The sequence below is a fragment of the Thauera sp. genome, from assembly GCF_047601425.1.
Taxonomy (GTDB): domain Bacteria; phylum Pseudomonadota; class Gammaproteobacteria; order Burkholderiales; family Rhodocyclaceae; genus Thauera.
Genome location: NZ_JASGJL010000001.1, coordinates 2431503 through 2457753, shown reverse-complemented (window position 1 = coordinate 2457753; position 26251 = coordinate 2431503). Strand labels below are relative to the sequence as shown.

The 26251-nt window shown below is 66.6% G+C and carries 26 protein-coding genes; 17 read left to right on the top strand and 9 right to left on the bottom strand.

The window, feature by feature from the left end:
- Positions 1-19 precede the first annotated feature (19 nt).
- The gene (gene uvrA / locus QM748_RS11945; protein WP_415247181.1) at positions 20-2851 is read right to left on the bottom strand and encodes an excinuclease ABC subunit UvrA; all 2832 of its coding nucleotides are present in this window, start codon (positions 2849-2851) and stop codon (positions 20-22) included.
- Between the two features lie 172 nt (positions 2852-3023).
- On the opposite strand from uvrA, the gene QM748_RS11940 reads away from it, so the two are divergent.
- The 6 genes from QM748_RS11940 (at position 3024) to QM748_RS11915 (ending at position 7528) form a co-directional block, all read left to right on the top strand.
- Complete coding sequence (locus tag QM748_RS11940) at positions 3024-4205, top strand: MFS transporter (protein WP_415247180.1); 1182 nt, start codon at positions 3024-3026, stop codon at positions 4203-4205.
- Between the two features lie 47 nt (positions 4206-4252).
- Positions 4253-4741 (top strand): single-stranded DNA-binding protein, encoded by a 489-nt coding sequence (gene ssb / locus QM748_RS11935; protein WP_415247179.1) that lies wholly within the window; start codon positions 4253-4255, stop codon positions 4739-4741.
- Positions 4742-4855: 114 nt separating this feature from the next.
- The gene (locus QM748_RS11930) at positions 4856-5821 is read left to right on the top strand and encodes an MBL fold metallo-hydrolase (RefSeq protein WP_415247178.1); all 966 of its coding nucleotides are present in this window, start codon (positions 4856-4858) and stop codon (positions 5819-5821) included.
- A 67-nt stretch (positions 5822-5888) separates the two neighbouring features.
- Entirely contained in the window at positions 5889-6719 is an 831-nt protein-coding gene (locus QM748_RS11925) for a ThiF family adenylyltransferase (protein WP_415248062.1), read from the top strand.
- Complete coding sequence (locus QM748_RS11920) at positions 6716-7087, top strand: sirohydrochlorin chelatase (RefSeq protein WP_415247177.1); 372 nt, start codon at positions 6716-6718, stop codon at positions 7085-7087. Before QM748_RS11925 ends, QM748_RS11920 begins: the two co-directional genes overlap by 4 nt.
- Before the next feature lie 126 nt (positions 7088-7213).
- Complete coding sequence (locus QM748_RS11915; protein WP_415247176.1) at positions 7214-7528, top strand: PilZ domain-containing protein; 315 nt, start codon at positions 7214-7216, stop codon at positions 7526-7528.
- A 64-nt stretch (positions 7529-7592) separates the two neighbouring features.
- On the opposite strand, the gene QM748_RS11910 is transcribed toward QM748_RS11915, so the two are convergent.
- Positions 7593-8108, bottom strand: a complete 516-nt coding sequence (locus tag QM748_RS11910) for a disulfide bond formation protein B (protein ID WP_415247175.1) — start codon at positions 8106-8108, stop codon at positions 7593-7595.
- Between the two features lie 67 nt (positions 8109-8175).
- Positions 8176-9072 (bottom strand): LysR family transcriptional regulator, encoded by an 897-nt coding sequence (locus QM748_RS11905; protein ID WP_415247174.1) that lies wholly within the window; start codon positions 9070-9072, stop codon positions 8176-8178.
- A gap of 170 nt (positions 9073-9242) precedes the next feature.
- Between QM748_RS11905 and QM748_RS11900 the strand changes: the two genes are divergently transcribed.
- Positions 9243-9842, top strand: a complete 600-nt coding sequence (locus tag QM748_RS11900) for an FMN-dependent NADH-azoreductase (protein WP_415247173.1) — start codon at positions 9243-9245, stop codon at positions 9840-9842.
- Positions 9843-9925: 83 nt separating this feature from the next.
- Positions 9926-10801: a pirin family protein gene (locus tag QM748_RS11895; protein WP_415247172.1), complete on the top strand. Its 876-nt coding sequence runs from the start codon at positions 9926-9928 to the stop codon at positions 10799-10801.
- 75 nt (positions 10802-10876) lie between these two features.
- On the opposite strand, the gene ybiB is transcribed toward QM748_RS11895, so the two are convergent.
- Positions 10877-11791 carry a DNA-binding protein YbiB gene (gene ybiB / locus QM748_RS11890; RefSeq protein ID WP_415248061.1) on the bottom strand — a complete coding sequence of 305 codons (915 nt, stop codon included), beginning with the start codon at positions 11789-11791 and terminating at the stop codon, positions 10877-10879.
- A gap of 76 nt (positions 11792-11867) precedes the next feature.
- Between ybiB and QM748_RS11885 the strand changes: the two genes are divergently transcribed.
- Positions 11868-12749: an NAD(P)-dependent oxidoreductase gene (locus QM748_RS11885; protein ID WP_415247171.1), complete on the top strand. Its 882-nt coding sequence runs from the start codon at positions 11868-11870 to the stop codon at positions 12747-12749.
- 10 nt (positions 12750-12759) lie between these two features.
- Complete coding sequence (locus tag QM748_RS11880) at positions 12760-13629, top strand: NAD(P)-dependent oxidoreductase (RefSeq protein ID WP_415247170.1); 870 nt, start codon at positions 12760-12762, stop codon at positions 13627-13629.
- A gap of 38 nt (positions 13630-13667) precedes the next feature.
- On the opposite strand, the gene QM748_RS11875 is transcribed toward QM748_RS11880, so the two are convergent.
- Genes QM748_RS11875 through QM748_RS11865 form a run of 3 tightly spaced genes read right to left on the bottom strand, consistent with a single transcriptional unit; the run spans position 13668 to position 16594 of the window.
- Positions 13668-14357: a class II aldolase/adducin family protein gene (locus QM748_RS11875; protein ID WP_415247169.1), complete on the bottom strand. Its 690-nt coding sequence runs from the start codon at positions 14355-14357 to the stop codon at positions 13668-13670.
- Entirely contained in the window at positions 14354-15421 is a 1068-nt protein-coding gene (mtnA, locus tag QM748_RS11870; protein ID WP_415247168.1) for an S-methyl-5-thioribose-1-phosphate isomerase, read from the bottom strand. Before mtnA ends, QM748_RS11875 begins: the two co-directional genes overlap by 4 nt.
- Positions 15422-15436: 15 nt before the next feature.
- Positions 15437-16594 (bottom strand): pyridoxal phosphate-dependent aminotransferase, encoded by a 1158-nt coding sequence (locus QM748_RS11865; protein ID WP_415247167.1) that lies wholly within the window; start codon positions 16592-16594, stop codon positions 15437-15439.
- A 189-nt stretch (positions 16595-16783) separates the two neighbouring features.
- On the opposite strand from QM748_RS11865, the gene QM748_RS11860 reads away from it, so the two are divergent.
- Genes QM748_RS11860 through QM748_RS11850 form a run of 3 tightly spaced genes read left to right on the top strand, consistent with a single transcriptional unit; the run spans position 16784 to position 19975 of the window.
- Positions 16784-17020 carry a PP0621 family protein gene (locus tag QM748_RS11860; RefSeq protein WP_415247166.1) on the top strand — a complete coding sequence of 79 codons (237 nt, stop codon included), beginning with the start codon at positions 16784-16786 and terminating at the stop codon, positions 17018-17020.
- Between the two features lies 1 nt (position 17021).
- A complete protein-coding gene (locus QM748_RS11855; protein WP_415247165.1) occupies positions 17022-18590 on the top strand; it encodes a sensor histidine kinase in 1569 nt (522 codons plus the stop codon).
- Complete coding sequence (locus tag QM748_RS11850) at positions 18587-19975, top strand: sigma-54-dependent transcriptional regulator (protein WP_415247164.1); 1389 nt, start codon at positions 18587-18589, stop codon at positions 19973-19975. Before QM748_RS11855 ends, QM748_RS11850 begins: the two co-directional genes overlap by 4 nt.
- Before the next feature lie 40 nt (positions 19976-20015).
- Here the strand turns inward: QM748_RS11850 and QM748_RS11845 are convergent, their stop codons facing one another.
- Complete coding sequence (locus tag QM748_RS11845) at positions 20016-20831, bottom strand: outer membrane lipoprotein-sorting protein (RefSeq protein WP_415247163.1); 816 nt, start codon at positions 20829-20831, stop codon at positions 20016-20018.
- 45 nt (positions 20832-20876) lie between these two features.
- Between QM748_RS11845 and QM748_RS11840 the strand changes: the two genes are divergently transcribed.
- Together QM748_RS11840 and QM748_RS11835 are read left to right on the top strand one after the other, a co-directional pair.
- Entirely contained in the window at positions 20877-21626 is a 750-nt protein-coding gene (locus tag QM748_RS11840; protein WP_415247162.1) for an ABC transporter ATP-binding protein, read from the top strand.
- A gap of 8 nt (positions 21627-21634) precedes the next feature.
- Positions 21635-22960, top strand: coding sequence for a DUF1302 family protein (locus QM748_RS11835; protein ID WP_415247161.1), 1326 nt, complete (start codon positions 21635-21637; stop codon positions 22958-22960).
- Here QM748_RS11835 and QM748_RS11830 read toward each other — a convergent pair.
- A complete protein-coding gene (locus QM748_RS11830) occupies positions 22933-23754 on the bottom strand; it encodes an N-acyl amino acid synthase FeeM domain-containing protein (protein ID WP_415247160.1) in 822 nt (273 codons plus the stop codon). The two genes, QM748_RS11835 and QM748_RS11830, sit on opposite strands and share 28 nt — an antisense overlap.
- Positions 23755-24011: 257 nt before the next feature.
- Between QM748_RS11830 and QM748_RS11825 the strand changes: the two genes are divergently transcribed.
- On the top strand, positions 24012-24620 hold the full coding sequence (locus tag QM748_RS11825) for an XrtA/PEP-CTERM system exopolysaccharide export protein (RefSeq protein ID WP_415248060.1): 609 nt from the start codon (positions 24012-24014) through the stop codon (positions 24618-24620).
- Between the two features lie 79 nt (positions 24621-24699).
- Complete coding sequence (locus QM748_RS11820) at positions 24700-26247, top strand: XrtA system polysaccharide chain length determinant (RefSeq protein WP_415247159.1); 1548 nt, start codon at positions 24700-24702, stop codon at positions 26245-26247.
- Positions 26248-26251 lie beyond the last annotated feature (4 nt).

The window sequence follows — 26251 nt, the reverse complement described above, 5'->3', positions numbered from 1 at the left end:
CGGCTTCCCACGGATCGTTTCAGCGCGCCGTTGCGGCGAGTACCTTCTGCAGGTAGCGTCCGGTGTGGCTGGCAGGGTTCGCCGCCACGCTTTCCGGGCTGCCGCAGGCCACCACCGTGCCGCCGCCGGCGCCGCCTTCGGGGCCCATGTCGACGATCCAGTCGGCCGTCTTGATGACGTCGAGATTGTGCTCGATGATCACGATCGTGTTGCCCTGGTCGCGCAGGCGGTGCAGCACCTTCAGCAGTAGTTCGATGTCCTGGAAGTGCAGGCCGGTCGTGGGTTCGTCGAGGATGTACAAGGTTCTCCCCGTGTCCCGCTTCGACAGTTCGAGCGCCAGCTTGACGCGCTGGGCCTCGCCGCCTGACAGCGTCGTCGCGCTTTGCCCCAGGCGGATGTAGCCCAGGCCGACGTCCATCAGCGTCTCGAGCTTGCGGGCGACGGCCGGCACCGGCGCGAAGAAGGCCAGTGCTTGCTCGACCGTCATTTCCAGCACTTCCTGGATGCTGCGCCCCTTGTAGCGGATTTCCAGCGTCTCGCGGTTGTAGCGCTTGCCGTGGCAGACGTCGCAGGGCACGTACATGTCGGGCAGGAAGTGCATCTCGACCTTGACCAGGCCATCCCCCTGGCAAGCCTCGCAGCGACCGCCGCGGACATTGAAGGAGAAGCGGCCCGGGCCGTAGCCGCGTGCGCGCGCTTCGGGGACGCCGGCGAAGAGTTCGCGGATCGGCGTCAGCATGCCGGTGTAGGTCGCGGGGTTCGAGCGCGGCGTGCGCCCGATCGGCGACTGGTCGACGTTGATGACCTTGTCGAAGGCGTCCAGGCCCTCGATCGCCTCATGCGGCGCGGGTTCGGTGGCCGACTTGTACAGGTGGCGGCTGGCCGCGGCGGCGAGCGTGTCGTTGATCAGGGTGGATTTGCCTGAACCTGAGAGGCCGGTGACGCAGCTCAGCAGCCCGATGGGCAGGGCGACGTCCACATTCTTCAGGTTGTTGCCGCGGGCGCCGACGATGCGCAGCATGCGTGCTTCGTCGGGGGGCGTGCGGCGGCCGGGAACGGCGATCGAGCGCCGGCCCGACAGGTAGTCGCCGGTTACCGACGCCGGGTCGGCGATGACTTCGGCCGGCGTGCCGTGGGCGACGATGCGGCCGCCGTGTTCGCCTGCGCCGGGGCCCATGTCGACCAGATAGTCGGCGTGGCGGATCGCGTCCTCGTCGTGTTCGACGACGATCACGGTGTTGCCGAGGTCGCGCAACTGGCCGAGCGTGGCCAGCAGGCGGTCGTTGTCGCGCTGGTGCAGGCCGATCGAAGGTTCGTCGAGCACGTAGAGCACGCCGGTCAGGCCCGAACCGATCTGGCTGGCCAGACGGATGCGCTGCGCCTCACCACCCGACAAGGTGTCGGCCGAGCGGTCCAGCGACAGGTAGTCGAGGCCGACGTTGATCAGGAAACTCAAGCGGTCGGCGATCTCCTTGACGATCTTGTCGGCGACCTGGCCGCGTGCGCCCTCGAGCCTGAGGCCGGCGAAGAAGTCGCGGCAGTCGCCCAGCGGCAGGTGGCCGATCTCGTGCAGCGCCCGCTCGCCGATCAGCACGTGGCGGGCTTCACTGCGCAGGCGGCTGCCCTTGCAGCTCGGGCAGGGCTGGGTGGCGCGGTACTTGGTCAGTTCCTCGCGCACGGCGATCGAGTCGGTTTCCCTGAAGCGCCGTTCGAGGTTGGGGATGATGCCTTCGAAAGGATGCTCCTTCAGCACCGTGCGGCCGTTGTCCGCCATGTAGCGGAAAGCGATCTTTTCCTTGCCCGAACCGTGCAGCACGATCTCGCGCACCTTGGCCGGCAGCGTTTCGTAAGCGGCCTCGACGTCGAAGCCGTAGTGGCCGGCGAGGCTCGTCAGCATCTGGAAGTAGAACTGGTTGCGCCTGTCCCAGCCGCGGATGGCGCCGGCGGCCAGCGACAGTTCCGGGTGGGCGACGACGCGCGCCGGATCGAAGAAATCGACCTGGCCCAGGCCGTCGCATTTCGGGCAGGCGCCTGCCGGGTTGTTGAAGGAAAACAGCCGGGGCTCGAGTTCGGCCAGCGCGAAGCTGCACACCGGGCAGGCGAAGCGGGCGGAGAACAGGTGCTCCCGGCCGCCGTCCATCTCGACCGCGATCGCGCGGCCGTCGGCATGGGTCAGCGCGGTCTCGAAGGACTCCGCCAGCCGGCCGCGCAGGTCCTCGCGCACCTTCAGGCGGTCGATGACCACTTCGACATTGTGCCGCCGGCCCTTTTCCAGCGGCGGCATCGCGTCCAGCTCCATCACTTCGCCGTCCACCCGGACACGGACGAAACCCTGGGCGCGCAGGTCGGCGAACAGGTCGGCCTGCTCGCCCTTCCTGCCGGCGACCACGGGAGCCAGGATCATCAGCCGCGTCTCGGCGGGCAGGGCCAGCACATGGTCCACCATCTGCGCCACGCTCTGGGCCTCCAGCGCGTGCTCGGGATGGTCGGGGCAGTGGGGTGTGCCGGCGCGGGCGTACAGCAGGCGCAGGTAGTCGTGGATCTCGGTGACAGTGCCGACCGTCGAGCGCGGGTTGTGGCTGGTAGCCTTCTGTTCGATCGAGATCGCCGGCGACAGGCCTTCGATCAGGTCCACGTCGGGCTTTTCCATCAGCTGCAGGAACTGGCGGGCGTAGGCCGACAGCGACTCGACGTAGCGGCGCTGGCCTTCGGCATACAGGGTGTCGAAAGCCAGCGAGGACTTGCCCGAACCCGACAGCCCGGTGATCACCGTCAGCCGGTTGCGCGGCAGATCGATGTTGATGTTCTTCAGGTTGTGGGTCCTGGCACCGCGGATGCGGATTTCGTCCATGGCAGCACGGCTGGCGGTAGGGAACCCGAAACTATAAGAGAGAACGCTGGCGCGAGCCAATCCGGAATGGCAGGGAAGCGCGGCGGAGCGCGATGCCGGGGTGGTGCGATGCTAGAATTGAGCGCTTTATCGAAGCCGGTCTTCCCGCATGTCCGCTCCGCCGCACGATACGATGACTTCCGCCGAACGCCGGGCTGGCATGAGCCTGGCGGCGATCTTTGCGCTGCGCATGCTGGGCCTGTTCCTGATCCTGCCGGTGTTCGCGGTCTACGCCGAAGGCATTCCCGGCGGCGACGACCTGACTTTGGTCGGCCTGGCGATCGGCGCCTACGGCCTGACCCAGGCCTGTCTGCAGATCGCCTATGGCGCGGCCTCCGACCGCTTCGGCCGCAAGCCGGTGATCGTCTTCGGCCTGCTGCTGTTCGTCGCCGGCAGCGTGGTCGCGGCACTCGCGACCGACATCCACACGATCATCGCCGGCCGTGTGCTGCAGGGCGCAGGGGCGATCTCGGCGGCGGTCACCGCGCTGGCGGCGGACCTGACGCGCGAGCAGCACCGGACCAAGGTCATGGCCATGATCGGTTCGTCGATCGGCCTGGTGTTCGCCCTGTCGATGGTGGCGGCGCCGCTGCTGTATGCGGCGATCGGCATGAGCGGCATCTTCTGGCTGACCGCGGTGCTGGCCTGTGCGGCGATCGTCGTCGTGCTGCGGGTGGTGCCGGCCGCGCCGCCGGTGCCGCGCGCCAATGGCGGCCGCTTCCTCGACGTGCTGCGCGACGGCCAGTTGATGCGGCTGAATTTCGGCGTTTTCACGCTGCACCTGATCCAGACCACGATGTGGGTCATGGTGCCGGCCGGGCTGGTCGCCGCGGGGCTGCTGGTGCCGGAGCACTGGAAGGTCTACCTGCCGGCGGTGCTGCTGTCCTTCGTCGTCATGGTGCCTGCGGTGATCATCGCCGAACGGCGCAACCTGATGAAGCCGGTGTTCAATGCCGCGATCTGCCTGCTGGCGCTGGTGCAGTTCGGCCTGTGGCTGTTCGGTGACGGCCTGCTGCCGCTGGCGGTGCTGCTGACGATGTTCTTCGTTGCCTTCAACGTGCTTGAGGCCACGCAGCCGTCCTGGATTTCTCGCATCGCGCCCGCACATTCCAAGGGGACGGCGCTGGGCGTCTACAACACCCTGCAGTCGATCGGCCTGTTCCTGGGCGGGCTGCTCGGCGGCTGGCTCGGGCAACGTTTCGGCGCCGGCGCGGTCAGTCTGGTCTGTGGCGCGCTGGCGCTGCTCTGGCTGCTGCTGGCATCGAGCATGACCCCACCTCCGGTACGTGCGGTGCCGGCGCCCGGCAAGAGCTGACTCCGGGCAGGAATCACCGCACGGCATTCATTTGAAAGGAGCACGGGATGGCATCCCTGAACAAAGTGATTCTCATCGGCAACCTCGGCCGCGATCCCGAGACGCGCTACGCGCCCAGCGGCGACGCGATCTGCAACCTGACGGTGGCGACCACCGAGGTCTGGAAGGACCGGACCAGCGGCGAACGCCGCGAGGCCACCGAGTGGCATCGCGTGGTGTTCTTCGGCCGCGTTGCCGAAGTCGCTGCCCAGTACCTGCGCAAGGGCAGCCAGATCTACGTCGAAGGCCGCCTGCAGACGCGCAAGTGGCAGGACCAGAACGGCCAGGACCGCTATACCACCGAAATCCGCGGCGACGAAATGAAGATGCTCGGCCGGCGTGAAGGCGGCGATGCGCCGATGCGCGCGCCGGACAGCGGCTTTGACGCACCGGCGCCGGCATCGCGCCCGGCGCCGGCCGCGCCGCGTCCGCAGTCGCAGGCTCCGGCGGCATCTTCGTCCGGTTTCGGCGATTTCGACGACGACATCCCGTTCTGAAGGCGGGGCAGGGGCTTCTTGCAGCGTGATATGCGCCCGGGCTGAGGGTGTGGATCACCGCTAACATAGGATCGGGCGTTCGACCCGAAGAAGCGACAAGAGGAGGGGATTTCCATGAACGATCTCATCAGCTATCCGGATGGCATCCATGCCCTGGAGTCCGGCTATGGCCGGCCGCAGCTGGCGGCGATTCATATCGTGGTCGACGAGGGGCGTGCCGCGATCGTCGATACCGGCTGCAACGATTCCGTGTCCCGCGTGCTGAGCGCGCTGGCGATGCTTGGCATCGAGCCCGGCAACGTGGAGTGGGTGATGCTGACCCACATCCATCTGGACCATGCCGGCGGGGCGGGCAGCCTGATGTGCGCACTGCCCAATGCGCGCCTGCTGGTGCATCCGCGCGGCCTGCGCCACATGATCGACCCCGGCAAGCTGTGGGAAGGCACCGCCGCCGTTTACGGTGCGGAACGTGCCTACCAGCTTTATGGCCGGCTGGTGCCGATTCCACCCGAACGCATCGTGCCGGCGACCGACGGGCTGGAGCTGCACATGGGCAAGCGCCTGTTCCGCGTGTTCGACACGCCGGGGCACGCCCGCCACCACATCTGCATCTGGGACGACAGCGCGCGCGCCTTCTTCACCGGTGACACCTTCGGCCTGTCGTACCGCGAGCTCGACGTCGATGGCCGGGTCTTCGTGCTGCCGACCACCACGCCGACGCAGTTCGATCCGGAGGCGATGCACGAGTCGATCGACCGCATGCTTTCCATGCAGCCGCAGGCGATGTACCTGACCCACTATGGCCGCGTGACCGATGTGGCCCGGCTCGGCGCCGATCTGCACCGCCTGATCGATGCCATGGTTGCGGTGGCACGGGCGGCGCGGGGCGACGAGGTCGCGCGCCACGTCGAGATTCTCGCCGGCCTGGAGCAGGTCATCCGCGAGGAAGCAGGCCGCCAGGGCTGGGCGCTGGACGAGGAGCAGACGCTGGAACTGCTGCGCATGGATCTCGAACTCAATGCGCAGGGGCTGGGTATCTGGCTCGACAGCCTGCGCGTGGCCGAACCTCAGCCGGCCTGACGGAAAGGCGATGGACGTGGACCGGGTCGGTGGTGCAGGAATCGATGCGCAGTTCGACGGGCTGCTGATGGATGTGGACCGTGCCCGCCGCTTCGGGGGTATCGACCGCCTTTACGGCACGGGGGCCGCGGATGCGCTGGCGGCTTCCCATGCCTGCGTGGTCGGGGTCGGCGGCGTCGGCTCATGGGCCGTCGAGGCGCTGGCGCGCAGCGGCGTGGGCAGGCTGACGCTGATCGACCTCGACCATGTCGCCGAGTCCAACATCAACCGCCAGGCCCATGCACTCGACGCCACGCTGGGGCAGGCAAAAGTGCAGGCGATGGCCGATCGCATCGCCGCTTTCAGTCCGCAGTGCCGGGTCAACACGATCGAGGATTTCCTCACGGCGGAAAATGCCGCAGCCCTGCTGCAGGGCTTCGACGCGGTCATCGACGCCATCGACAACGTGCGGGCGAAGGTGGCGATCGCTGCGGTATGCCGGTCGCGCCAGATGCCGTTGGTGATGGCGGGCGGCGCGGGTGGCAAACTCGATCCGGCGCAGATCCGCATCGATGATCTGGCCCGTACCCTGCAGGACCCGCTGCTGTCCAAGGTGCGGTCGCGCCTGCGCAAGGAGCACGGCTTTCCACGCGACCCAAAGAAAAAGTTCGGCATCGAGGCGGTGTTTTCCACCGAGCCGCTGAGCTATCCGTCCGGGCTTGCCTGTGAGGCAGGCGGTGGGCGGAGCCGCGGGCTGCAAGGCCTGGCCTGCGCAGGCTACGGCTCGAGCATGGCCATGACCGCGAGTGTCGGGCTGTTCTGCGCTTCGCGCGCGTTGCTGCACCTGATGCGCGCCGGTCAGGCCCGCGCAGCGGCAACCATGGGGCGGATCGAAGCCGCGGCCGGAGCTGGAGCATGAGCGAGACGGCGATCATCCTGTTCGGCCATGGTGCGCGCGATCCCGAATGGGCCGGGCCGATGAGGCGGATTCGCGAGCACCTGCTGGCCCAGCCTGGCGCCCCGCGCGTGGAACTGGCTTTTCTCGAGTTCATGCAGCCGACCCTGGCCGAGACCATTGACGCGCTGGCGGGAGCCGGGATGCGGCGCATTGCCATCGTGCCGGTCTTCCTGGCCCAGAACGGACACCTGAAGCGCGATCTTCCGGCGCTGCTCGATACCGCACGCACAGCGCACCCGGAGTGCGAGATCACGCTCGCCGTCGCTGCGGGCGAAGCCGAAGGCGTGATCGCGGCGATGGCTGAATATGCCCGCAGCTGCGCGGCATGACGGCGTGAGGCGGGGATGATCGCCAGGATGTGATTTGATGCACGTCCGGCATGCGTACGGGCACTGTCCGCCGGGGATGCAGGGCTAGAATCGGGTGATCCGCATCGTCAGCCTTGGACAATCAGCATGAAGGACATTCCGCCCCATCAGAACCGGCGCCTCGACCGGCGCCTGCCGCTCGGCTGCCCGGCTTTCATCGCCCTGCGCGGCGGTCAGCGCATCGAGGCGGTGTGCATCGAAATAGGCGTCGGCGGGATGACCCTGCATGCTGCCTACGTGCCGGAGCAGAACGAAGTCCTCGACGTCGCGGTGCTCGGACCTCAGGGTTCGCCCCTGGCCGATCGCCCTCCGCTGGTCGGCAAGCTTGAAGTCACGCGCTGCAATGCGCTGGGTGACGGCCGCTACGAGATCGGCGGCCGCATGATGCACGTGGTCGATTGACGCGTAGCAGCCCGGTTTTCTGCAAGAGCGGCTGGCCGGGCGCAGCGAGACCCATCGATACCGCTCAGGGCCTGTCTGTCCGGCGCAGCAGCATCCACAGCGCGAACGCCACCGTTGCCGAGAAGCTCACCAGCGACCAGTTGGCGATCGACATGCCCAGGAAAGTCCAATCCACTGCAGTGCAGTCGCCCGCGCCGCGGAAGATCATCGGCAGCGCTTCGCCGAGCGGAAAGCTCTCCAGCATGAATTCCAGTCCTGGCCCGCATTCGGGAATCGCAGGAGGATAGAGCTGCATCCAGCTCTGGCGTGCGGCGATGCCGCCGCCGAGCAGCGCCCCCAGGCCGATGAGTGCGGCATAGATCCGGCTGCCTGCACGGGTCGGCCCGTGGATGCCGCCAACCAGGGCGATCAGGGCCACGGCCAGGAAAGCATAGCGCTGCATCACGCACATCGGGCAAGGTTCGAGGCCTTTCACATGCTGCAGGTAGAGGCCGAAGCCGAGCAGGCCGATGGCGGTGGCGAACAGGGCGAAATACAGCGCGCGCGCCGGCAGGCGCAGCAGGGTCTGGAACAGGGACATCGTGATCTGGTCTTGCTGGGAGGGCGCCCATTGTAGGGGATGTTCCCTCGGAGCGTGGCCTACCGCTTCAGGTTCCCAGCGCCGCCTGCAGCATGTCGAGGAAGGCCCGTGTCTTGGCGGGCATCAGCCGGCGGCCGGGGAACACCGCCCAGGCCGTGTTGGCAGGCAGGCACCAGTCCGCCATGACGCGGCGCAGTTCTCCCTGGCGCACATAGGGAGCGGCGAAATAATCGGGCACCGCGGCGATGCCTGCGCCGGCGCGGGCGAAGCGCATCAGCAACTCGGGCGAGTTGGCCGTGATGCAGCCGGGGGGCGTGCCCTGCCAGCGCTCGTCATTCCGCATCAGCGTCCAGCCGAGTGCTTCGCCGCTGCGTGTCAGCAGGCGCAGCGCGCGGTGTGCGTTCAGCGCTTCGGGATGCCCGGGTTCGCCGTGCTCGGCGAGATAGCCGGGCGAGGCATACAGCCCGCTGGGAAAGACCGCCAGGCGGCGTGCGGCGAGCAGGTTGTCGTCGGGCAGTTCGCCCATGCGGATGGCAACGTCGAAGTTCTCGCCCAGCAGGTCCACGCGGCGTGGCGACAGATCCAGTTCCAGCGATACCGCCGGGTGCATCGTGGTGAAGGCCGACAGCATGTCGACCAGCAGCAGGCTGGCGAAATCGCTCGGCATCGATACCCGCAGGCGGCCACTGGGCCTGGCCTGGCGGCTCTCGGCCAAGGCCTTCACGGCCTCGATCTCATCGGCCACCTGGCGTGCATGTTCCAGCAGCGCGGTACCGAACTCGGTCAGCGTCAGCCGCCGCGTGGTGCGCAGCATCAGGCGTTCGCCGAGCTGCTCTTCCAGTTGCGAGACGCGGCGCGAAACCGTGGACTTGGGCAGACCGAGGCGCTCGGCCGCCGCGGTGAAGCTGCCGGTTTCGGCCACGCGGGCAAAGATCAGCAGATCGTTGGGACTGTACTGTTCCATGTGAGGGACAATGTTGTGCGTTTGGCTGGATTAATGAAGGCAGGCGACATGATTAGACTCTGATCGTCGTCTTCGAACAAGGCCGGCGCCCCAGTGCCAATGATTCCGGCCTTGCCTTCGACAGATCCCGGACAGAAACCAGCCGCACCCCGACCCCACGGAGAACACACATGAACATCCTGCAGATCAACGGCAGCGCCCGCAGCGAAGGCGCCAACTCCACTCGTGTCGCCAACAGCGTCGTCGCCCGCCTGATCGCTGCCAAGCCCGAGGCCCGCGTCGTGCTGCGCGATCTGGCGCACAAGCCCGCACCCGTGGTGGATGAAGCCGCGCTCGGCGCATTGTTCACGCCGGCCGGGCAGCGCACGCCGGAACAGGCTGCCCGCGTCGCCGAAAGCGATGCGCTGATTGCGGAAGTGCAGGCTGCCGACGTCATCGTGCTCGGCGTGCCGATGTACAACTTCGCCATTTCGTCCCAGCTCAAGAACTGGATCGACGCCATCGCCCGCGCCGGCGTCACCTTCCGCTACACCGAGAACGGCCCCGAAGGCCTGCTGAAGGGCAGGAAGGTCTTCGTCGCCTGCGCCCGCGGCGGCCGCTACCGTGGTACGCCGGCCGACACGCAGACGCCGTACCTGCAGACCGTGCTCGGTTTCGTCGGCCTCACCGACGTCCGCTTCGTCTATGCCGAAGGCCTGAACATGGGCGAGGAAGCGGCAAGGCAGGGGTTTGCCGAAGCCGAGGCCGACATCGAAGCCGTTCTGGGCTGAAAAGCCGACGGCAGGCTGCGCGTCGCCGGCCGCACCTGGCCGGTCGCAGCTCGCTGGCCACAGTTCCTTGCAGGAGTACCGACATGAGCATCCGTCCGAGCGAAACCGTTTTCCGTCCGCGCGACGTCGAGCGCCTGGTCGTCGGCCAGGCCACGTCCGACGGTGCCGGAGTCAAGCTCACCCGCGTGCTGGCGCAGCCCCTACAGCGCCGGCTCGACCCCTTCCTGATGCTGGATGCCTTCGGCAGCGACAAGGCCGACGACTACATCGCCGGTTTTCCCGATCATCCGCATCGAGGCTTCGAGACCATCACCTACATGATTGCCGGCCGCATGCTGCATCGTGACAGTGCCGGCCATGAAGGCCTGCTGGAAAACGGCGGTGTGCAGTGGATGACGGCCGGCCGTGGCGTGATCCATTCCGAGATCCCGCAGCAGCAGGAAGGCCTGATGGAAGGTTTCCAGCTGTGGCTGAATCTGCCGGCACGGGACAAGCTGAGCGCGCCCTGGTATCGGGACTTCACCAGCGGCGAACTGCCGCGCTTCACCACCGATGGCGGCGTGCAGGCGACGGTGATCGCCGGTGAAAGCCATGGCACGGCCGGCGCGGTGACGCGAGAGGCGACCGCGCCGCTGTATCTCGATCTGCACCTGCCGGCCGGCGCCCGCTTCAGCCAGCCGTTGCCGGCCGGGCACAATGCCTTCCTGTACGTCTATCGTGGTGAATTGGATGTCGCCGGCGCGGCGGTGCCTGCCGGGCGCATGGCCATCCTTGCCAACGAAGCGGCGTGCGACGGCGTGGTCGTGGAGGCCGCCGGCGTGGAAACGCGCGCGCTGCTGATTGCCGGCAGGCCGCTGAACGAGCCGATCGCGCAGTACGGGCCTTTCGTCATGAATACCGAGCAGGAAATCTACCAGGCACTGGCCGACTACCGCGCCGGCACGCTGACTGGCGGCTGAAGCCGGCGGCATCCGGGCGGGCAATGTGCCTTCCCGCCGTGGTGGGAGGGGAAGGCCGGTGTGGGCCGTCCGGCCTCAGCCGGCGAGGGCCTTCAGCGCTGCTACCTGGGCGGTGATCGGCGCGGGAATCGGCATTTCGCCGGCCAGCATGGCGCGGATCTGCGCCGCGTTGTCCGCCACTGATGGGGCGTCCGGCAGCGTGCCGAGCGGCGGGGCGCCGCCTTCCTCGCCGCGCACGCCGATCGTCGCGCTGCCGTCCTGGTAGATCTTCATCTCCGGGCAGCGCCGCGGGTTGGCGTAAATCTCGCCTTCGGTGCCGCGCAGCAGCATCGCGCGGCCGGCATCGGCGCGCAGGAAGGCGTCCATGCGCTCGAGGTATTCAGGGTGGGTGACCGCGACCACCCGCACGCTGCGGCCACGGCAGGGATCGAGCAGCTTGGCGACGATGTGGCCGCTGGCACGCACGCCCATGCGCGTGCGCAGCGCCAGCAGCGGGTCGAGCCCGGGCAATAGACTGTCAACGTGGAGACAGGCCAGGCGATCGGCTGCCAATCGCCGCGAAGCCTCCTCGGCGCTGGCCGCGGGCTGCAGGCCGAGGGCGGCAAGCAACTCGAAAGGGCTCACCCGGGTGTCGAAATCGTGCCGGCCCTGGATCAGCACCGGCACGCCTTCGCGCGCCAGCAGCATCGCTACCAGCGGCATCAGGTTGGACTGGCGGCGGGCGCCGTTGTAAGTGGGCAGCACCACGCAGCGCGGGCCGTCGGGCACCGCCAGCTGCACTGTCCGCGCATCCATCGCCTGCTTGAAGCCGATCAGCTCCTCGAGCGATTCGCTCTTGATGCGGAAGGCGATCAGGATGGCGCCGAGCTCGATGTCCGGCACCTTGCCGTCGAGGATGTCGCCGAACAGGCTTGCCGCCGTGGCAGTGTCGAGTGAACGCGCGCCCTTGGCGCCCCGTCCGATTTCCTTGATGATTGGGCCGTAGTTCATGGCGGCGATTATGGGCATGTTTGTACCGCCTCACCAGTCCGCCGCGCACCAATACCGGATACGGAGCGAGTACAGAATGGAAGTCGGATTCATCGGACTCGGCCTCATGGGCCGACCCATGGCACTGAACCTGATCAAGGCCGGCCACACCGTGCATGTGTGGAGCCGCCGGCGCGAATCGATGCAACCGCTGCTCGATGCCGGCGCCGGCGATGCCCCCAGCGCGGCCGAGGTGGCCCGCCGTGCGGCGATCACCATCAGCATCGTCGCCGATGCGCCGGACGTCGAGCAGATCACGCTCGGCAGCGCTGGAGTGGCCGAAGGCGCTGCGGCCGGCCACATCCACATCGACATGAGCACGATCGCGCCGGCGGCGGCGCAGTCGATCGCCTCCCGTCTGGCCGAGCGCGGCGTCAGCATGATCGACGCGCCGGTGTCCGGCGGCGAAGTGGGCGCCATCGCCGCCACGCTGACGATCATGGCTGGCGGCGATACGGCGGCGTTCGAGCGCGCGCTGCCTCTGTTCCAGGCCATGGGCAAGTCAGTCACCCGCATCGGCGGCAGCGGCGCGGGCCAGGTGGCCAAGGCCTGCAACCAGATCCTGACCGGCGTCGGCGTGGCGGCGGTGGCCGAGGCGCTGAATTTCGCCAGCAAGAGCGGCGTCGATGGCGCCAGGGTGCGCGAGGCGCTGCTCGGCGGTTTTGCCTGGTCGCGCATCCTCGAAAACCACGGCCAGCGCATGCTCGAGCGCAACTTCAAGCCGGGTTTCAAGGCCTGGATGCACCAGAAGGACATGCGCATCGTCATGGAAGAGGCGCACCGCCTCGGCCTGGCGCTGCCGTCGTCGGCGGCGACGGCGCAGATGTTCAATGCGATGGCCGGCAGCGGTCTGGGCGAGGATGACTCGGTGGCGATGCTGAAGCTGCTCGAACGCATGAGTGGCGGCACGGGCGAGTGAGGAGAGAAGCATGAAAGTCGGTTTCATCGGATTGGGTGTGATGGGCGAGCCGATGGCACGCCACCTGCGTGCCGCGGGGCACGAGCTTGCGGTGTGGGCGCGGCGGCCCGGATCGGCAGCGGCGCTGGCAGCCGAAGGCGTGCCGGTGTGCGCCACGCCTGCCGAACTGGCGGCGCGCAGCGACGTGGTGGTCACCATCGTCACCGCCAGCGCAGACGTGGATGCGCTGGCTTTCGGCGAGCAGGGCCTCGCTGCCGGTTTCGCGCCAGGCGCCGTGCATGTCGACATGAGCACCATTGCGCCGGCGATGGCGCGCTCGCTGGCCGAGCGCTACGCCGCGCGAGGCATCGGTTTCGTCGATGCGCCGGTGTCCGGCGGCGGCCAGGGCGCGCGCGATGCGACGCTGGCGATCATGGCCGGCGCCGACGAGGCGGTGCTGGCGCGCGTGCGCCCGCTGCTCGAAGCGATGGGCAAGCGCATCGTGCACATCGGGCCGCCGGGAGCCGGCCAGGTGGCCAAGGCCTGCAACCAGATGATCATGGTGTCGACCATCCAGGCCTGCGCCGAGGCCGTCAGCCTGGCCAATGCACACGGCGTGGACGTGGCTGCGGTGCGCAGCGCGCTGATGGGCGGGTCGGCGGCGTCGCGCGTGCTGGAAGTGATGGGGGCCAAGATGGTCGAACGCGATTTCGCCGCAGGCGTCGAGGCGCGGCTGCACCACAAGGACTTCGCGCTGCTGATGGACGAGGCGGCCCGGCTCGGCGCGCCGCTGCCGGTGGCCGCTCAGGTCTGGCAGCAGCTCAATGCGCTGATGCGGGCAGGCTGGGGGAAGGACGACACCGCCAGCCTGCTGCGGGTGCTGGAAAGCTCGGATCGATAGGCCAGCTTCTCGCAGCAGCCGTGCCGGGGACGGTAGGCTCAGCCGCGCGGCTTGCCGTACCAGCGGAAGCGCTCGATGACTTCCGTCATTTCCTCGGTGGACAGCAGCACGGGCGGGCCGAGCTGCAGCGTGCGCCAGTATTGTTCGCACAGGGTCTCGAACTCGATCGCCAGCGCCAGCGCGTGCTGCAGGTCGCGGCCGAACGCCAGCATGCCGTGGTTCGCCAGCAGGCAGGCGCTGCGCTGGTGCAGGGCGGCGACGGCGGCATCCGACAGCGCCTGGGTGCCGAAAGTGGCGTAGCGCGCGCAGCGCACGGTGCTGCCGCCGAAGCGCGCGATCATGTAGTGGAAAGGCGGGATGTCGAGGCGCTGGCAGGCGAGCGCGGTGGCGAAGGGCGCATGGGCGTGGAGGATCGCGCCGGCGTCGGGAAAGGCGGCGTAGATGTCGCGGTGCAGCTGCCATTCGGACGAAGGCGCGAACAGGCCTCGCCAGTTGCCGTCGGTGTCGACGATGGCCATGTCTTCCGGCCGGCAGCGTTCTGCCGGCAACCCGCTCGGCGTGATCAGCATGCAGGCCGGCGACGGCAGGCGCACGCTGGCATTGCCCGCGGTGCCGACGTTCAAGCGTGCGGCGCCCATCGCGTGCATGGTGTCGAGCAGGGCGGCGCGTAGCTCCGGACCGGCGTCGGCGTCCGGCGGGGTCGGCTGTGCGGCAGCTTCGGCGCTCATCGTGCGGCCTCGGGGTAGAGGCCGGCGAGTTGACCGGGGGCGGTGATGCCGCGCTCGGTGACGATCGCAGTGATCAGCGATGCCGGCGTGATGTCGAATGCGGGGTTCGCAACGCGGGTGCCGGGCGCTGTCTGGTGCAGTTCGGCGAGGCCGCCGCTGGCGTCGATGCCGCGCAGCATGCAGAGCTCTGCCGCGCCACGGTCTTCGATCGGAATGGACGGCCCGTCCGCGCAGCCGAAGTCCAGCGTCGAATGCGGTGCCGCGATGTAGAAGGGTACGCCGCTTGCCTGTGCGGCGAGCGCCTTCAGCCAGGTGCCGACTTTGTTGGCGGTGTCGCCGTTGGCGGCGATGCGGTCGGCGCCGGTGATCACCAGGTCGATTTCGCCGCGCATCAGCAGCAGGCCGGCGGCGTTGTCGGCGATCAGGGTGTGCGGCACGCCGGCGGCAGCCAGTTCCCAGGCAGTCAGCAGGCCCTGGTTGCGCGGCCGGGTTTCGCTGACGAAAACTTCTACGGCAATGCCTGCGGCCTGCGCGGCATAGACCGGCGCCAGCGCGGTGCCGGCGCCGCAGGTCGCGAGCCAGCCGGCGTTGCAGTGGGTCATCAACCGTACCGGGCCGGGGCGGCGGGTCGCGATGGCTTCGATCAGCGTCAGGCCGTGGCGGCCGATGGCGTCGCAGGTCGCGGCGTCGCCGGTGCGGATCGCTTCGGCTTCGGCCCAGGCAGCGGCCAGGCGGTCGCCGGCGGGCAGCGGCCGCAGTAGCTTCGCCATGCGCGCCAGCGCCCAGTGCAGGTTGACTGCGGTCGGCCGGGTGGCGGCCAGCGCCTGCAGGGCATGCTCGAGCGCCGGGCCGCTGCTGTCGTGCAACAGCGCGAGGGCGACGCCATGGGCGGCGGTGGCGCCGATCAGCGGCGCGCCGCGCACCTGCATGTCGCGGATGGCGCGGGCGGCGTCGGCCAGCGTGGCGAGGCGCCGGGTTTCGCTGCGGAAGGGCAGCGCCGTCTGGTCGAGGATGAGAACCGTGTCGCCGTTGCGGCGCAGCGTGGGGATGGGCTGTTCGAACATTCAGGAGTCCCGGTGTCAGACCGCGTTGAGCTTTTCGCAGGCGGCGTCCAGCGTCGCTTCGTTCTTGGCGAAGCAGAAGCGCACCACCTTGTCGTCGTGGCCGTCGGCGAAGAAGGCGGACACCGGGATCGCGGCGACGCCGATTTCGCGGGTCAGGTATTCGCAGAAGGCGGTGTCGCCCATGTCGGAAATCGCACCGTAGCGGGCGAGCTGGAAATAGGTTCCGCGCGAGGGCAGCAGCTCGAATCGCGAAGTGGCCAGCGCGCTGCGGAAGAGGTCGCGCTTGGCCTGGTAGAAGGCCGCCAGGCCGGCGTGGCGCGAGGCGTCGGCCATGTAGTCGGCGAGCGCGAGCTGCACCGGCGTATTCACGGTGAAGACGTTGAACTGGTGCACCTTGCGGAATTCCGCCATCAGTTCGCACGGCGCGACCACGTAGCCGACCTTCCAGCCGGTGATGTGGTAGGTCTTGCCGAAGCTCGAGACCACGAAGCTGCGCTCGGCGAGCTCGGGGTGGGCGGCGCAGCTGGCGTGGGCGACGCCGTCGAAAACGATGTGCTCGTAGACTTCGTCGGCGACGATGACGATGCCGGTGCCGCGTACCAGCTCGGCAAGGCGGTCGAGGTCGCTGCGCTGCCAGACGGTCGCGGTCGGGTTGTGCGGGGTGTTGATCATGATCATGCGGGTGCGCGGCGTGATCGCCGCCGCCACCGCCGTCCAGTCCGGACGGTAGTCGGGTGCCGCCAGCCGCAGCCGCACGGCCTTGCCGCCGGCCAGCTCGATCGATGGCACGTAGGAGTCGTAGACCGGCTCGAACACGATCACTTCGTCGCCGGGATGGACGCAGGCCGCGACTGCGGTGAACAATGCCTGGGTGGCGCCGGCGGTGATGGTGATCTCGGCCTCGACGTCGTAGCGCGTGCCGTACAGCGTCTCGATCTTGGCTGCAACCGCTTCGCGCAGCGGCAGGCAGCCGGCCATCGGCGGATACTGGTTGTGGCCGGCGCGCATCCAGTGCGCGACGCGTTCGAACAGGACGTCCTCGGCGTTGAAGTCCGGGAAGCCCTGCGACAGGTTGATCGCCCGGCATTCCTGCGCCAGGCGCGACATGACGGTGAAGATCGTGGTGCCGACCGTGGGCAGGCGCGAGTTGATCGGAGCGGGAAAGTGCGGCATGGCGGGCGGGAAAGCGGATGGAGCCGCCATTGTCGCAAAGAGCGCATGGAGATGGCAGCACAGCGGCGGCAGGCTGCAACGGCCGGCACGGCGACGAGCCTTGCCGCCGCAGCAAGGTGGCGAGGGGCGGCGTGCTAGAATCCGGCGCGTCTTCATCCTGTCCGGCGATACCTCTTCGCCCTGCCTACCGTGCGCAATCTGCTGATCCTCATTCTCGTCATCGCCGGCATCTGGTGGATTCGGCGGGCGATGGCGCGGATCGGGAAGAAGCCGGCCAAGGGCAAGGATGGCCGAGCCGATATTGCCGCCGAGCGCGTTCTGGAATGCGCCCATTGCGGCATCAACGTGCCCGAATCCGAGGGCGTGCGTGCGCACGGCCGCTTCTATTGTTCCGATGCGCATCGGCTTGCCGGTCCGCGGCAGTGAAATGAGCGCGATTGCGTCGATCGCCATCGAGCGTTCGCGCCTCGCCTCGCTTCATTTTCTCAACCTCTTCCGGCTGGTGCTGGCGGGGCTGTTCGTGGTGGCGGGCGAGGATCTGGGGCTGGGGAGCGAGATGCCGGCGCTGTTCCGCGTCGTCGCATATGGCTATGTGGCGAGCGCCCTGGTGCTCGGTTTCCGCGAAGTGCCCGGCTACCTGGGTGAAGCGCGCACGATCGCGCTGCAGGCCGTGATCGATGTCGCGGCGCTGTCGCTGATGATGTGGGCGAGCGGCGGCTACGGCAGCGGCATCCCCGTGCTGATGATGGTGATGCTGGCCGGCGTCGGCCTGGTGGCGGAAGGACGCATGGTGCTGTTCTTCGCCGCGCTGGCGACCATCGCGGTGCTGATCGAGAATGCATGGCGCCTGGCAGTCGGGGATCAGCCGGTCGATTTCCTCAAGGTCGGCATCTTCTGCACCGGCTTTTTCGGCATTGCCTTGATCGCCCGCCTGCTCGCGTCGCGTGCGCAGGCCAATGCCTCGCTCGCGGCCGAGCGTGGAGAGGCGCTGGCGAAGCAGCAGGCGGTCAACGAACGCATCATCCATGACATGCAGGATGGCGTGATCGTAGCCGATGCAAAGGGCCGCGTGCTGCAGTCGAACCCCCAGGCGGCAGTCCTGCTCGGCATCGAAACGAGCGGCCCGGGTTTGCTCGAAGGGCTGCGATTGATGGATGTCGATCCAGTGTTCGACGAGTTGCTGTGCGGGCGCCAGCCGGACGGCGGCCTGCTGCGCATCGGTCCCGGGGGACGGCTGATGCGGTGCCGTGTGGTGTATGGCGAGCAGCGTGGCGGGGAGGGCAGTGATCTCCTGATCTACCTGACCGACTTCGAGGACATTCAGCGTGAGCTGCAGCAGATCAAGCTGGCGGCCCTGGGGCGTCTGACGGCCAGCATGGCGCACGAGATCCGCAACCCCCTGTCGGCCGTGACCCAGGCGGCCGAATTGCTGCGTGACGAGAAGCGCGGTGAGATGCAGGGAAGGCTGGTGCGCATCATCAACGACAATGCGCATCGAATCGAGCGCATGATCCGCGACGTGCTGGCGCTGGGCCGGCGCGAACAGGGGCTGCCCGAAGCCTTGCCACTGGCACAGTTCGCCGCCGAAGTGATCGAGGCGAGGACGTTCAGTGAATCCGCCGAGCGTGATCTGTATGCGATCGAGATCGACCCCTCGCTCAGCTTCGCCATCGACCGGGCGCATCTGCACCAGATACTCGACAATTTGCTGGCGAATGCGCGGCGCTACTGTTCGGGCAGGCCTGCGGCCATTCGCCTGCATGCGGTGGCACTGGCGGGCGAGCGCGTCGCGCTGCATGTATGCGACGATGGCCCAGGCCTTGACGAGGATACCTGCCTGCACCTGTTCGAACCTTTCTTCACGACCCACGCCAAGGGCACGGGGCTGGGGCTGTACATCGCGCGCGAGCTGGCCGAGGCCAACGATGCCACGCTCGAGCTTGCGGCGGCCGGCCCCGGTGCGGATTTCGTCCTTGAAGGGCGCCAGAAACCATGAGCTTCCAGGAACGCCGTCTCCACCCCCAATCCGTCGATGTCCTCGTCGTCGATGACGAGGATGACATCCGGGAACTGCTGGAGCTGTCGCTGCTGCGCATGGGACTGGGCTGCGACACGGCCGGTTCGGTCGCCGAGGCGCGTGCATGTCTCGAGCAACGGCGCTACCGTTTGTGCCTGACCGACATGCGCCTGCCCGATGGCGAAGGCTTCGAGCTGGTCGAGTACATCCAGCAGCATCTTCCCGGCCTGCCGGTGGCGGTGATCACGGCATTCGGCAGCATCGACACCGCGATCCGCGCGCTCAAGCTCGGCGCCTTCGATTTCGTCACCAAGCCGATCGAGCTCAAGGTGCTGCGCGAACTCGTCAGCCATGCGCTCAAGCTCGAGCCGGCCGCAGGTGCCGATGCACCGGACGGGCGCAGGCTGATCGGCGCTTCGCCGGCTTTCCAGCAGTTGCGCAGCCAGGCCGAGAAGCTGGCGCGCAATCAGGCGCCGGTGTTCATCCATGGGGAGTCGGGTACCGGCAAGGAGGTCATCGCCCGCCTGATCCATTCGCTCGGCGCGCGCGCCGGCGGCCCGTTCGTGCCGGTCAACTGCGGGGCGATTTCGCCCGAGCTGATGGAGAGCGAATTCTTCGGCCACCGCAAGGGCAGCTTCACCGGTGCCGCCAGCGACAAGGAGGGTTTGTTCCAGGCTGCGCGTGGTGGCACCCTGTTCCTCGACGAGATCGGCGAGTTGCCGCTGTCGATGCAGGTCAAGCTGCTGCGCGCGTTGCAGGAGCGGGCCGTGCGTCCGGTGGGTGCGCATGCCGAGGAGGCGGTGGACGTGCGCATTCTGTCGGCTTCTCACCAGGATCTGGCGCGGCTGGTGGCCGAGGGGCGCTTCCGCCAGGATCTGTTCTTCCGCATCAACGTGATCACACTGCGTGTTCCGCCGCTGCGCGAGCGCAGCGAGGACATTCCGGCACTGGCCGAACACATTCTTGCCCGTGTCGCTGAGCGCGAAGGCACAGCGCCGCGCCGCCTGTCGCCTGCCGCGCTGGCAGCGCTGCAGCGCCATTTCTTCCCGGGGAACGTGCGTGAGCTGGAGAACCTGCTCGAACGCGCCTGCGCCCTGTGCGAAGGGGACGAGATCGGCGCCGAGGATATCGATCTGCTGCCGGTCGAATTCGGGTCGCCAACGCCGCCGGGCCCCGCGGCGCCATCGGAGCCCGGCATATCTGCTGCCGGCGGCTACGATCCCGAGGCGGACGGCGAGGTCGAGCGTCTGCGCGTGCTGAAGGCACTGGAGCAGACACGCTGGAACCGCAGCGCGGCGGCGCGCATGCTCGGCATGACGCTGCGCCAGTTGCGCTATCGGCTGCAGAAGTGGGGTATGGAGTAGGGGCTGGCACCGGCGTGAAAGCCGGCCACAGCCCTTGGCTTCATTGCTCGAGGCGGCGCAGGTATTCGCGTGTGAACATGCGCTCGGGCAGGTCGCGAACGTTCATCGTCTCATAGGTGAGGACCGAGACTTCGCCGCGCTTGAGGGCGTCTTCCATGACCAGGCGGGTAGGGCGCAGGCGACCGGCCAGTTCCTTGAAGTCCTCGTAGCGGGCGGTCTTGAGCAGGCGTCCGGACAGGGCATAGAACTCGGCCTTCAGCGGGCGCTTGTCCTGTTCGGCGATCCAGTACTTGACCCTCGAGTAGGTGACGCTGCGGTCCACCGCGACGAGGTCGAGCACGATCGCCGCCTGCCCATCCAGTGTTTCCTCGCCGATGATGCTGGGCGAGTAGTCGCCGGCGAAATTGGCGCGCGCCAGGTCGCCGTTGGCCACCTGGCCGGTGAGGCGCTGAGCGAGCGACAGGCGCACGGGCTGGGAGACGCTTGGCATGAAGATCCACAGATCGCGGCCCCGCATCAGCAGTGCCTGACCGCGCTCGGAGGCGGGCTCGGTTGTCAGCACGATGGTGTTTTCGTTGCCGCGCGACAGAATGCGGAACTTGCGCTGATCGGTCTGCTGGCCGTCACTCAGGTTGCGGATGGTGATTTCGGTCTGGAAGCTTTCGCGCGGAAAGCGGATTTCGTCCGCACGCTTGACCATCTCGAGCGCTTCGGGTGTCGCTGCAGGGGTGGCTGCTGCTTGCGCACCCGCTTCCTGGGCATGCACCTGCATCCAGGCTGGGAGCAGCACGGCGCCAGCCAGCAAGCCGAGCATGCTGCGGCGCATTCGGCGTTCATGATTCATCGCTTGGCTCATGGATGCTATCCTCTTGGCGTTTTTCATCAATTCGTGACCATCCAGATGGCTATTGTTCGGGTCGAAAATGTCAGCAAGCACTATCGTCTGGGCGACCAGGACGTGAAGGCGCTGACCAATGTGTCGCTCGCGATCGAGCCCGGGGTTTTTCTGGCCATCGCCGGTCCGTCCGGCAGCGGCAAGTCTACACTGCTGAACATCATCGGTTGCATCGATACGCCGACTTCGGGACGCGTCATCATCGATGGCCACGATGTATCCGGGCGGACTCCGGATCAGCTCGCCGACGTGCGCGCGCGGACCATCGGCTTCATCTTCCAGACTTTCAACCTGCTGCCGGTGCTGTCGGCGGCGGAAAACGTCGAGTATCCCCTGCTGCAGCTCAAGGAGCTGTCGAAGACCGAGCGGCAGGAGCGGGTGAAGCATTATCTCGAAGTCGTCGGCCTGACCAAGTATGCTTCGCACCGCCCCAACCAGCTGTCAGGCGGACAGCGCCAGCGTGTGGCGATCGCGCGTGCGCTGGCGACGCATTCCAAGATCGTGCTGGCCGACGAGCCGACCGCCAACCTCGACAGCAAGACGGGAACGAGCATTCTGAAACTGATGCGGCGGATCAATCGCGAATCGGGCACCACCTTCGTCTTTTCCACTCACGACCGCAAGGTCATGAACATGGCGGATCGCCTCGTGCGCATCGCAGACGGTGAAATCACCGCGCTGGGCATGCGTGCGGACGATCAGTGGGTGTTCGTTCAGGATCATCGCCCCAAGGGCGAAGTCGAGCCTGAGGTCTAGGAGTCTTCATGTCTTTGATTCGACGTACTGCGCTGGCGCTTGCCTGCGCTTCTTGCGCGCTTTCCGGATTCGCGGCTGAACAGGCCGTGGAGGATGCCGAACTCGATGCCCTGCTGGATATCGGGGCCCCTGGCGAAAGCGGTTCGGGCATCCGGCTGTCCGGCTATGGCGAGCTGGGCGCGGCCTACACTTATGCCGATGACGAGCGCTGGTCGCGGCTGCGAGCGCGTCTCGAACTGGTTGCCAGCGGCGGGCTGGGGGAGCGATCGCGCTGGAAGCTGTCCGCGCGGGCGGATGCCGACGGCGCTTTCGACCTCGAGGACGACTACTATCCGTCCGCCGTTCGCAGGGACCAGCGCCGGGATGCCATCGTGCGCGAAGCCTGGGTTGATTTCGGTGCGGGCGACTGGGAGTTCCGCTTCGGCCGGCAGCACATCATCTGGGGTGAAATGGTCGGTTTCTTCTTTGCCGACGTGGTGTCCGCACGCGACATGCGCGATTTCCTGCTGCCCGAACTGGAGGCCATGCGCATAGGCCAGTGGGCCGCGAGGGCTGAGTATTTCGGCGGGGAAACACATTTCGAGATGATCTGGATTCCGAGCCCGAGCTACGACGACATCGGCAAGCCGGGTTCGGATTTCTACATGTACCCACGTCTGCCAGCCGGTGCCCGGGTGAAAGAGCGGGAGCCCTCGGACAGTCTTTCGAACAGCAATTGGGGGCTGCGCGTTTCGCGGCTGATCGGCGGCTGGGACATGAGCGCCTTCTACTATCGCAGCAGCGACATCACGCCCACGCTGGGACTGAACCCCGCAACGATGGGACTGGAGCTGACGCATGAGCGGATACGCCAGATCGGTGGCACTTTCAGCAAGGATCTGGGTAGTTTCGTCCTCAAGGGCGAAGCCGTTCATACCAGCGGCCGCAGTCTGAACACTTTCCTGGAAGGCGGGCGGATCGGCCTGGAAAAGACCGACATGCTCGACTATGCCTTCGGCGTGGATGTCCCGTACCAGGATGTGTGGCGATTCAACCTGCAGTACTTCGCCCGCTGGCTCGACCGGCACGACGAACGCATGGGGCTGGACCGCGAGGAGCGCGGCGTGACTTTCCAGGTCGTGCGCGAAATCGGCAGCGCCGTCGAACTCGAGCTTCTGGCCGCGGCCAGCCTCAATCGCAGCGATTACATGCTGCGTCCCAAGGTGAGCTGGAAGTTCGCACCCGAATGGCGTGCCACTGCGGGCATGGACATCTTCCATGGACCCCAGGAAGGCATGTTCGGCCGGTTCGACGAACGCGACCGTGTTTATATGGAAGTTCGGCGCTGGTTCTGAATCGGGCCGGATGCCACCAGTGAGCGCTGCAGCTCTTCGAGTTCGGCGCGCTTCTGGAACATCCGGTAAATGGTGCGCGACTCGCCGTCGCTGCGGCCGGCGTGCAGATCGACCAGATGGTCCAGCCGCCGCTGGCAGAGATGCATCAGCACTGCGGGGGCGCCCACCCGGGGGCAGATCTTCTCCGGGCCGACCATCTGGTAACCCAGCATGCGCCGGTAAAAACCGGCATGGCGGGGATGAACTTCGATGAAAGTGTCGGTGACGCGGTAGGTCAGGCGGGCAACGAGGTACAGGAGCTGCATCATGCCGGCCAGTGCTTCATACGAACTGTGCTCGGGATCCATCGCCAAGCGTGTGATTTCGCACACTTTGCCGCCGTTTTTGCGGGCCGCGTCGATCTCGGCGCGATAAAGTGTATCTGCTAGGAGACCTTTGCCCACGTCCAGGCACAAAGTCAAAGTGGCGACCGCGTGATCGCCCTTGCAGGCCGCGACCGTGATGTCGCGCTCGTCCAGACTCTCGCCCTGTCCATAGGGGAAAAGGCCGCGCGAGGAGTACATCCGCTCGATGAGCCGGGCAGTGTTGCGTTTGAGTGCGTCTGCACCGTTGGCGATGCGGATTTCATAACCGTCCCGGATCAGTCTGAAGTCGGGGTTCAGACGATGTGAGTCCGTCGGATGTTGTGACTTCCAGGTGGGTACTGGATTCAGGTCGGTGCCGGAAAAAAGGGCGAGTGCGCGTTGTGAGCGGGTCGCCAGATCAACGGGGCGGCGCTGAGAGGAAGCGTCCATGGGTAGTGCGATCCTTCGCGTTCGTTCGTTTGGTTACGCCCTTGTCCTAGGTTGGCGCATGTTTCGATGTCGACTTGTTTCTTCAGAAGCCCCGGCACTCTAGCCAGCAGACGCATGCAGCAGTGTAAGGGATTGTGTGCATTTGTTCCTCGGAACATATTACACAGCTTTGTAGCATTCTGGTGAAGCATGTCGTCGTATCATAGCGGGCTACGAATCCTGGGAGGAACTAGAACATGATCCAGAAGTCATCGAGTATGCTCGCCTGGGTGTGGCGCGCTGTGTTCATGCTGGCTGCAGGAGCACTGCTTTCGGCCTGCGCAAGCTCGTATCCGCCTGCGCCCGCTGCTGCTGCGGACTCCGAGTACAACTACATGATCGGGCCGGGTGACAACATCGATATCGTCGTATGGCGCAATCCCGAACTGTCGATGACGGTTCCCGTGCGGCCCGACGGCAAAATCACCACGCCATTGGTCGAGGATCTGCCTGCGATGGGCAAGGATGCTTCGACGCTGGCGCGGGATATCGAGCAGGAGCTTGCCAAGTTCATTCGCGATCCGGTGGTGACCGTGATCGTCACTGGTTTCGTCGGTCCCTACAGCGAGCAGATTCGGGTGGTCGGTGAAGCAGCCAAGCCCATGATCCTGCCCTATAACCAGAAGATGACACTTCTCGATGTCATGATCGCCGTCGGCGGCATGACCGAGTTCGCCGACGGCAACAGCGCGACCATTCTGCGTACTGCCGAAGGCAACAAGCAGTACAGCGTCCGTATCCGTGATCTGGTCAAGCGTGGCGACGTCTCTGCAAATGTCGAGATGCGCCCCGGCGACGTCCTGATCATTCCGCAAAGCTGGTTCTGATTCGCCAGTCCGCCAACCTCCGGAGTCCGCTTGACGCGTTTGCGCCAGGTGGCGGGCTTCGTGTCGATGAAGAAGTCTGATGGAAGAACTCGTAACACAAATCGTCGGTTACCTGCGTGGCATGTGGCGCTTTCGCTGGTGGGGCCTGGCATTCGCATGGGTGGTGGGGCTCACCGCCGGCGCCATCGTTTATCTGATGCCTGACAGGTACGAGTCCGAGGCGCGTATCCACGTTGACACCCAGTCGGTGCTCAGGCCGCTGATGTCCGGCCTTGCCGTTCAGCCTAACGTCGATCAGCAGATCGCGATGTTGAGCCGCACGCTGATCAGCCGGCCCAATGTCGAGAAGCTGATCACGATGGCGGACCTGGATCTCGATGTGCGTACGCCCGAACAGCGTGAAGCGCTGATCGGCAGGCTCATGAAGGATCTGCAGATTCGTTCGGCCGCCAGTACAAACCTTTTCATGCTCGCCTATTCGGATACCCGGCCGGATCGTGCGCAGCGTGTGGTCCAATCCCTGGTTTCGCTGTTTGTCGAGTCTGGTCTGGGGGGCAAGCGTCAGGATTCGGATTCTGCACGGCGTTTCATCGAGGAACAGATCCGCAATTACGAACAGAAGCTGGTCGAGGCCGAAAATCGCGTCAAGGAATTCCGCCTGCGCAACATGGCAGTGCTGGGTGATGGGGCGCAGGACTACGTTACGCAGATCGGCCAGATCACGGCCATGCTTCAGCAGGCTCAACTCGAGTTGCGTGAGGCAGAAAACGGTCGCGATGCGATGCAGCGTCAATTGGTGGGCGAAGAGCCAGTGCTGCTGCCGCAGACGCCACCCAACTCGGCGGTCTCCATTCCCGAGATCGATGGCCGTATCGATGCGCTCCAGCGCAATCTGGACGATCTGCTCCGGCGGTACACCGAGAAGCATCCCGACGTGATTGGTGTACGCCGTGTCATCGAGGAGCTCGAGGCTCAGAAGAGCAAGCAGATCGAGGAAATGCGCGCTTTGGGAGGCGCTTCCCAGTTTGGTGCGCTGAACTCCAACCCGGTTTTCCAGCAGATGAAGCTGGCGCTTGCCGAATCCGAATCACGTATCGCCTCGATGCGTGCGCGAGTGGGAGAGTACCAGGCAAGGCTGGATCAGCTGCGTGAGTTCGCCAAGCGGGTCCCCGAGATCGAGGCCGAGATGGCGCAGCTCAATCGTGACTACAACGTGCATAAGGCCAACTACGACAGTCTCGTTGCACGCCGCGAGTCGGCGACCATCTCCGTCGAAATGGATGCCCAGGGGGGCGTGGCCGATTTTCGTGTGATCGATCCGCCTACGCTTCCTAGCGCTCCGTCGGCGCCGAACCGTATCCTGCTGATGCCATTGGCTGCGCTGGTCGGTCTGGCGGCAGGTTTTGCATTGACTTTCCTGATCAGCCAGTTGCGCCCGGCGTTTGCCGATGGTCGCAACCTGCGTGAAGTCACCGGGCTTCCTGTCCTGGGGACGGTATCGATGTTGCAGACCGATGCGCGCAGAAACAAACGGCGGCGTGGTCTGGCAGCGTTCGGCGGAGGGATCGTTGCATATGCTGCGAGTTTCGCCATCGCTGTCGTAGTACTGAAATTGATCCAGGGCTGAATGG

Excerpts from the sequence above, each read along its gene's own strand:
- uvrA (WP_415247181.1), bottom strand. The coding sequence starts at position 2,851 with ATGGACGAAATCCGCATCCGCGGTGCCAGGACCCACAACCTGAAGAAC.
- QM748_RS11940 (WP_415247180.1), top strand. The coding sequence starts at position 3,024 with ATGACTTCCGCCGAACGCCGGGCTGGCATGAGCCTGGCGGCGATCTTT.
- ssb (WP_415247179.1), top strand. The coding sequence starts at position 4,253 with ATGGCATCCCTGAACAAAGTGATTCTCATCGGCAACCTCGGCCGCGAT.
- QM748_RS11930 (WP_415247178.1), top strand. The coding sequence starts at position 4,856 with ATGAACGATCTCATCAGCTATCCGGATGGCATCCATGCCCTGGAGTCC.
- QM748_RS11925 (WP_415248062.1), top strand. The coding sequence starts at position 5,889 with ATGGATGTGGACCGTGCCCGCCGCTTCGGGGGTATCGACCGCCTTTAC.
- QM748_RS11920 (WP_415247177.1), top strand. The coding sequence starts at position 6,716 with ATGAGCGAGACGGCGATCATCCTGTTCGGCCATGGTGCGCGCGATCCC.
- QM748_RS11915 (WP_415247176.1), top strand. The coding sequence starts at position 7,214 with ATGAAGGACATTCCGCCCCATCAGAACCGGCGCCTCGACCGGCGCCTG.
- QM748_RS11910 (WP_415247175.1), bottom strand. The coding sequence starts at position 8,108 with ATGTCCCTGTTCCAGACCCTGCTGCGCCTGCCGGCGCGCGCGCTGTAT.
- QM748_RS11905 (WP_415247174.1), bottom strand. The coding sequence starts at position 9,072 with ATGGAACAGTACAGTCCCAACGATCTGCTGATCTTTGCCCGCGTGGCC.
- QM748_RS11900 (WP_415247173.1), top strand. The coding sequence starts at position 9,243 with ATGAACATCCTGCAGATCAACGGCAGCGCCCGCAGCGAAGGCGCCAAC.
- QM748_RS11895 (WP_415247172.1), top strand. The coding sequence starts at position 9,926 with ATGAGCATCCGTCCGAGCGAAACCGTTTTCCGTCCGCGCGACGTCGAG.
- ybiB (WP_415248061.1), bottom strand. The coding sequence starts at position 11,791 with ATGAACTACGGCCCAATCATCAAGGAAATCGGACGGGGCGCCAAGGGC.
- QM748_RS11885 (WP_415247171.1), top strand. The coding sequence starts at position 11,868 with ATGGAAGTCGGATTCATCGGACTCGGCCTCATGGGCCGACCCATGGCA.
- QM748_RS11880 (WP_415247170.1), top strand. The coding sequence starts at position 12,760 with ATGAAAGTCGGTTTCATCGGATTGGGTGTGATGGGCGAGCCGATGGCA.
- QM748_RS11875 (WP_415247169.1), bottom strand. The coding sequence starts at position 14,357 with ATGAGCGCCGAAGCTGCCGCACAGCCGACCCCGCCGGACGCCGACGCC.
- mtnA (WP_415247168.1), bottom strand. The coding sequence starts at position 15,421 with ATGTTCGAACAGCCCATCCCCACGCTGCGCCGCAACGGCGACACGGTT.
- QM748_RS11865 (WP_415247167.1), bottom strand. The coding sequence starts at position 16,594 with ATGCCGCACTTTCCCGCTCCGATCAACTCGCGCCTGCCCACGGTCGGC.
- QM748_RS11855 (WP_415247165.1), top strand. The coding sequence starts at position 17,022 with ATGAGCGCGATTGCGTCGATCGCCATCGAGCGTTCGCGCCTCGCCTCG.
- QM748_RS11850 (WP_415247164.1), top strand. The coding sequence starts at position 18,587 with ATGAGCTTCCAGGAACGCCGTCTCCACCCCCAATCCGTCGATGTCCTC.
- QM748_RS11845 (WP_415247163.1), bottom strand. The coding sequence starts at position 20,831 with ATGAGCCAAGCGATGAATCATGAACGCCGAATGCGCCGCAGCATGCTC.
- QM748_RS11840 (WP_415247162.1), top strand. The coding sequence starts at position 20,877 with ATGGCTATTGTTCGGGTCGAAAATGTCAGCAAGCACTATCGTCTGGGC.
- QM748_RS11835 (WP_415247161.1), top strand. The coding sequence starts at position 21,635 with ATGTCTTTGATTCGACGTACTGCGCTGGCGCTTGCCTGCGCTTCTTGC.
- QM748_RS11830 (WP_415247160.1), bottom strand. The coding sequence starts at position 23,754 with ATGGACGCTTCCTCTCAGCGCCGCCCCGTTGATCTGGCGACCCGCTCA.
- QM748_RS11825 (WP_415248060.1), top strand. The coding sequence starts at position 24,012 with ATGCTCGCCTGGGTGTGGCGCGCTGTGTTCATGCTGGCTGCAGGAGCA.
- QM748_RS11820 (WP_415247159.1), top strand. The coding sequence starts at position 24,700 with ATGGAAGAACTCGTAACACAAATCGTCGGTTACCTGCGTGGCATGTGG.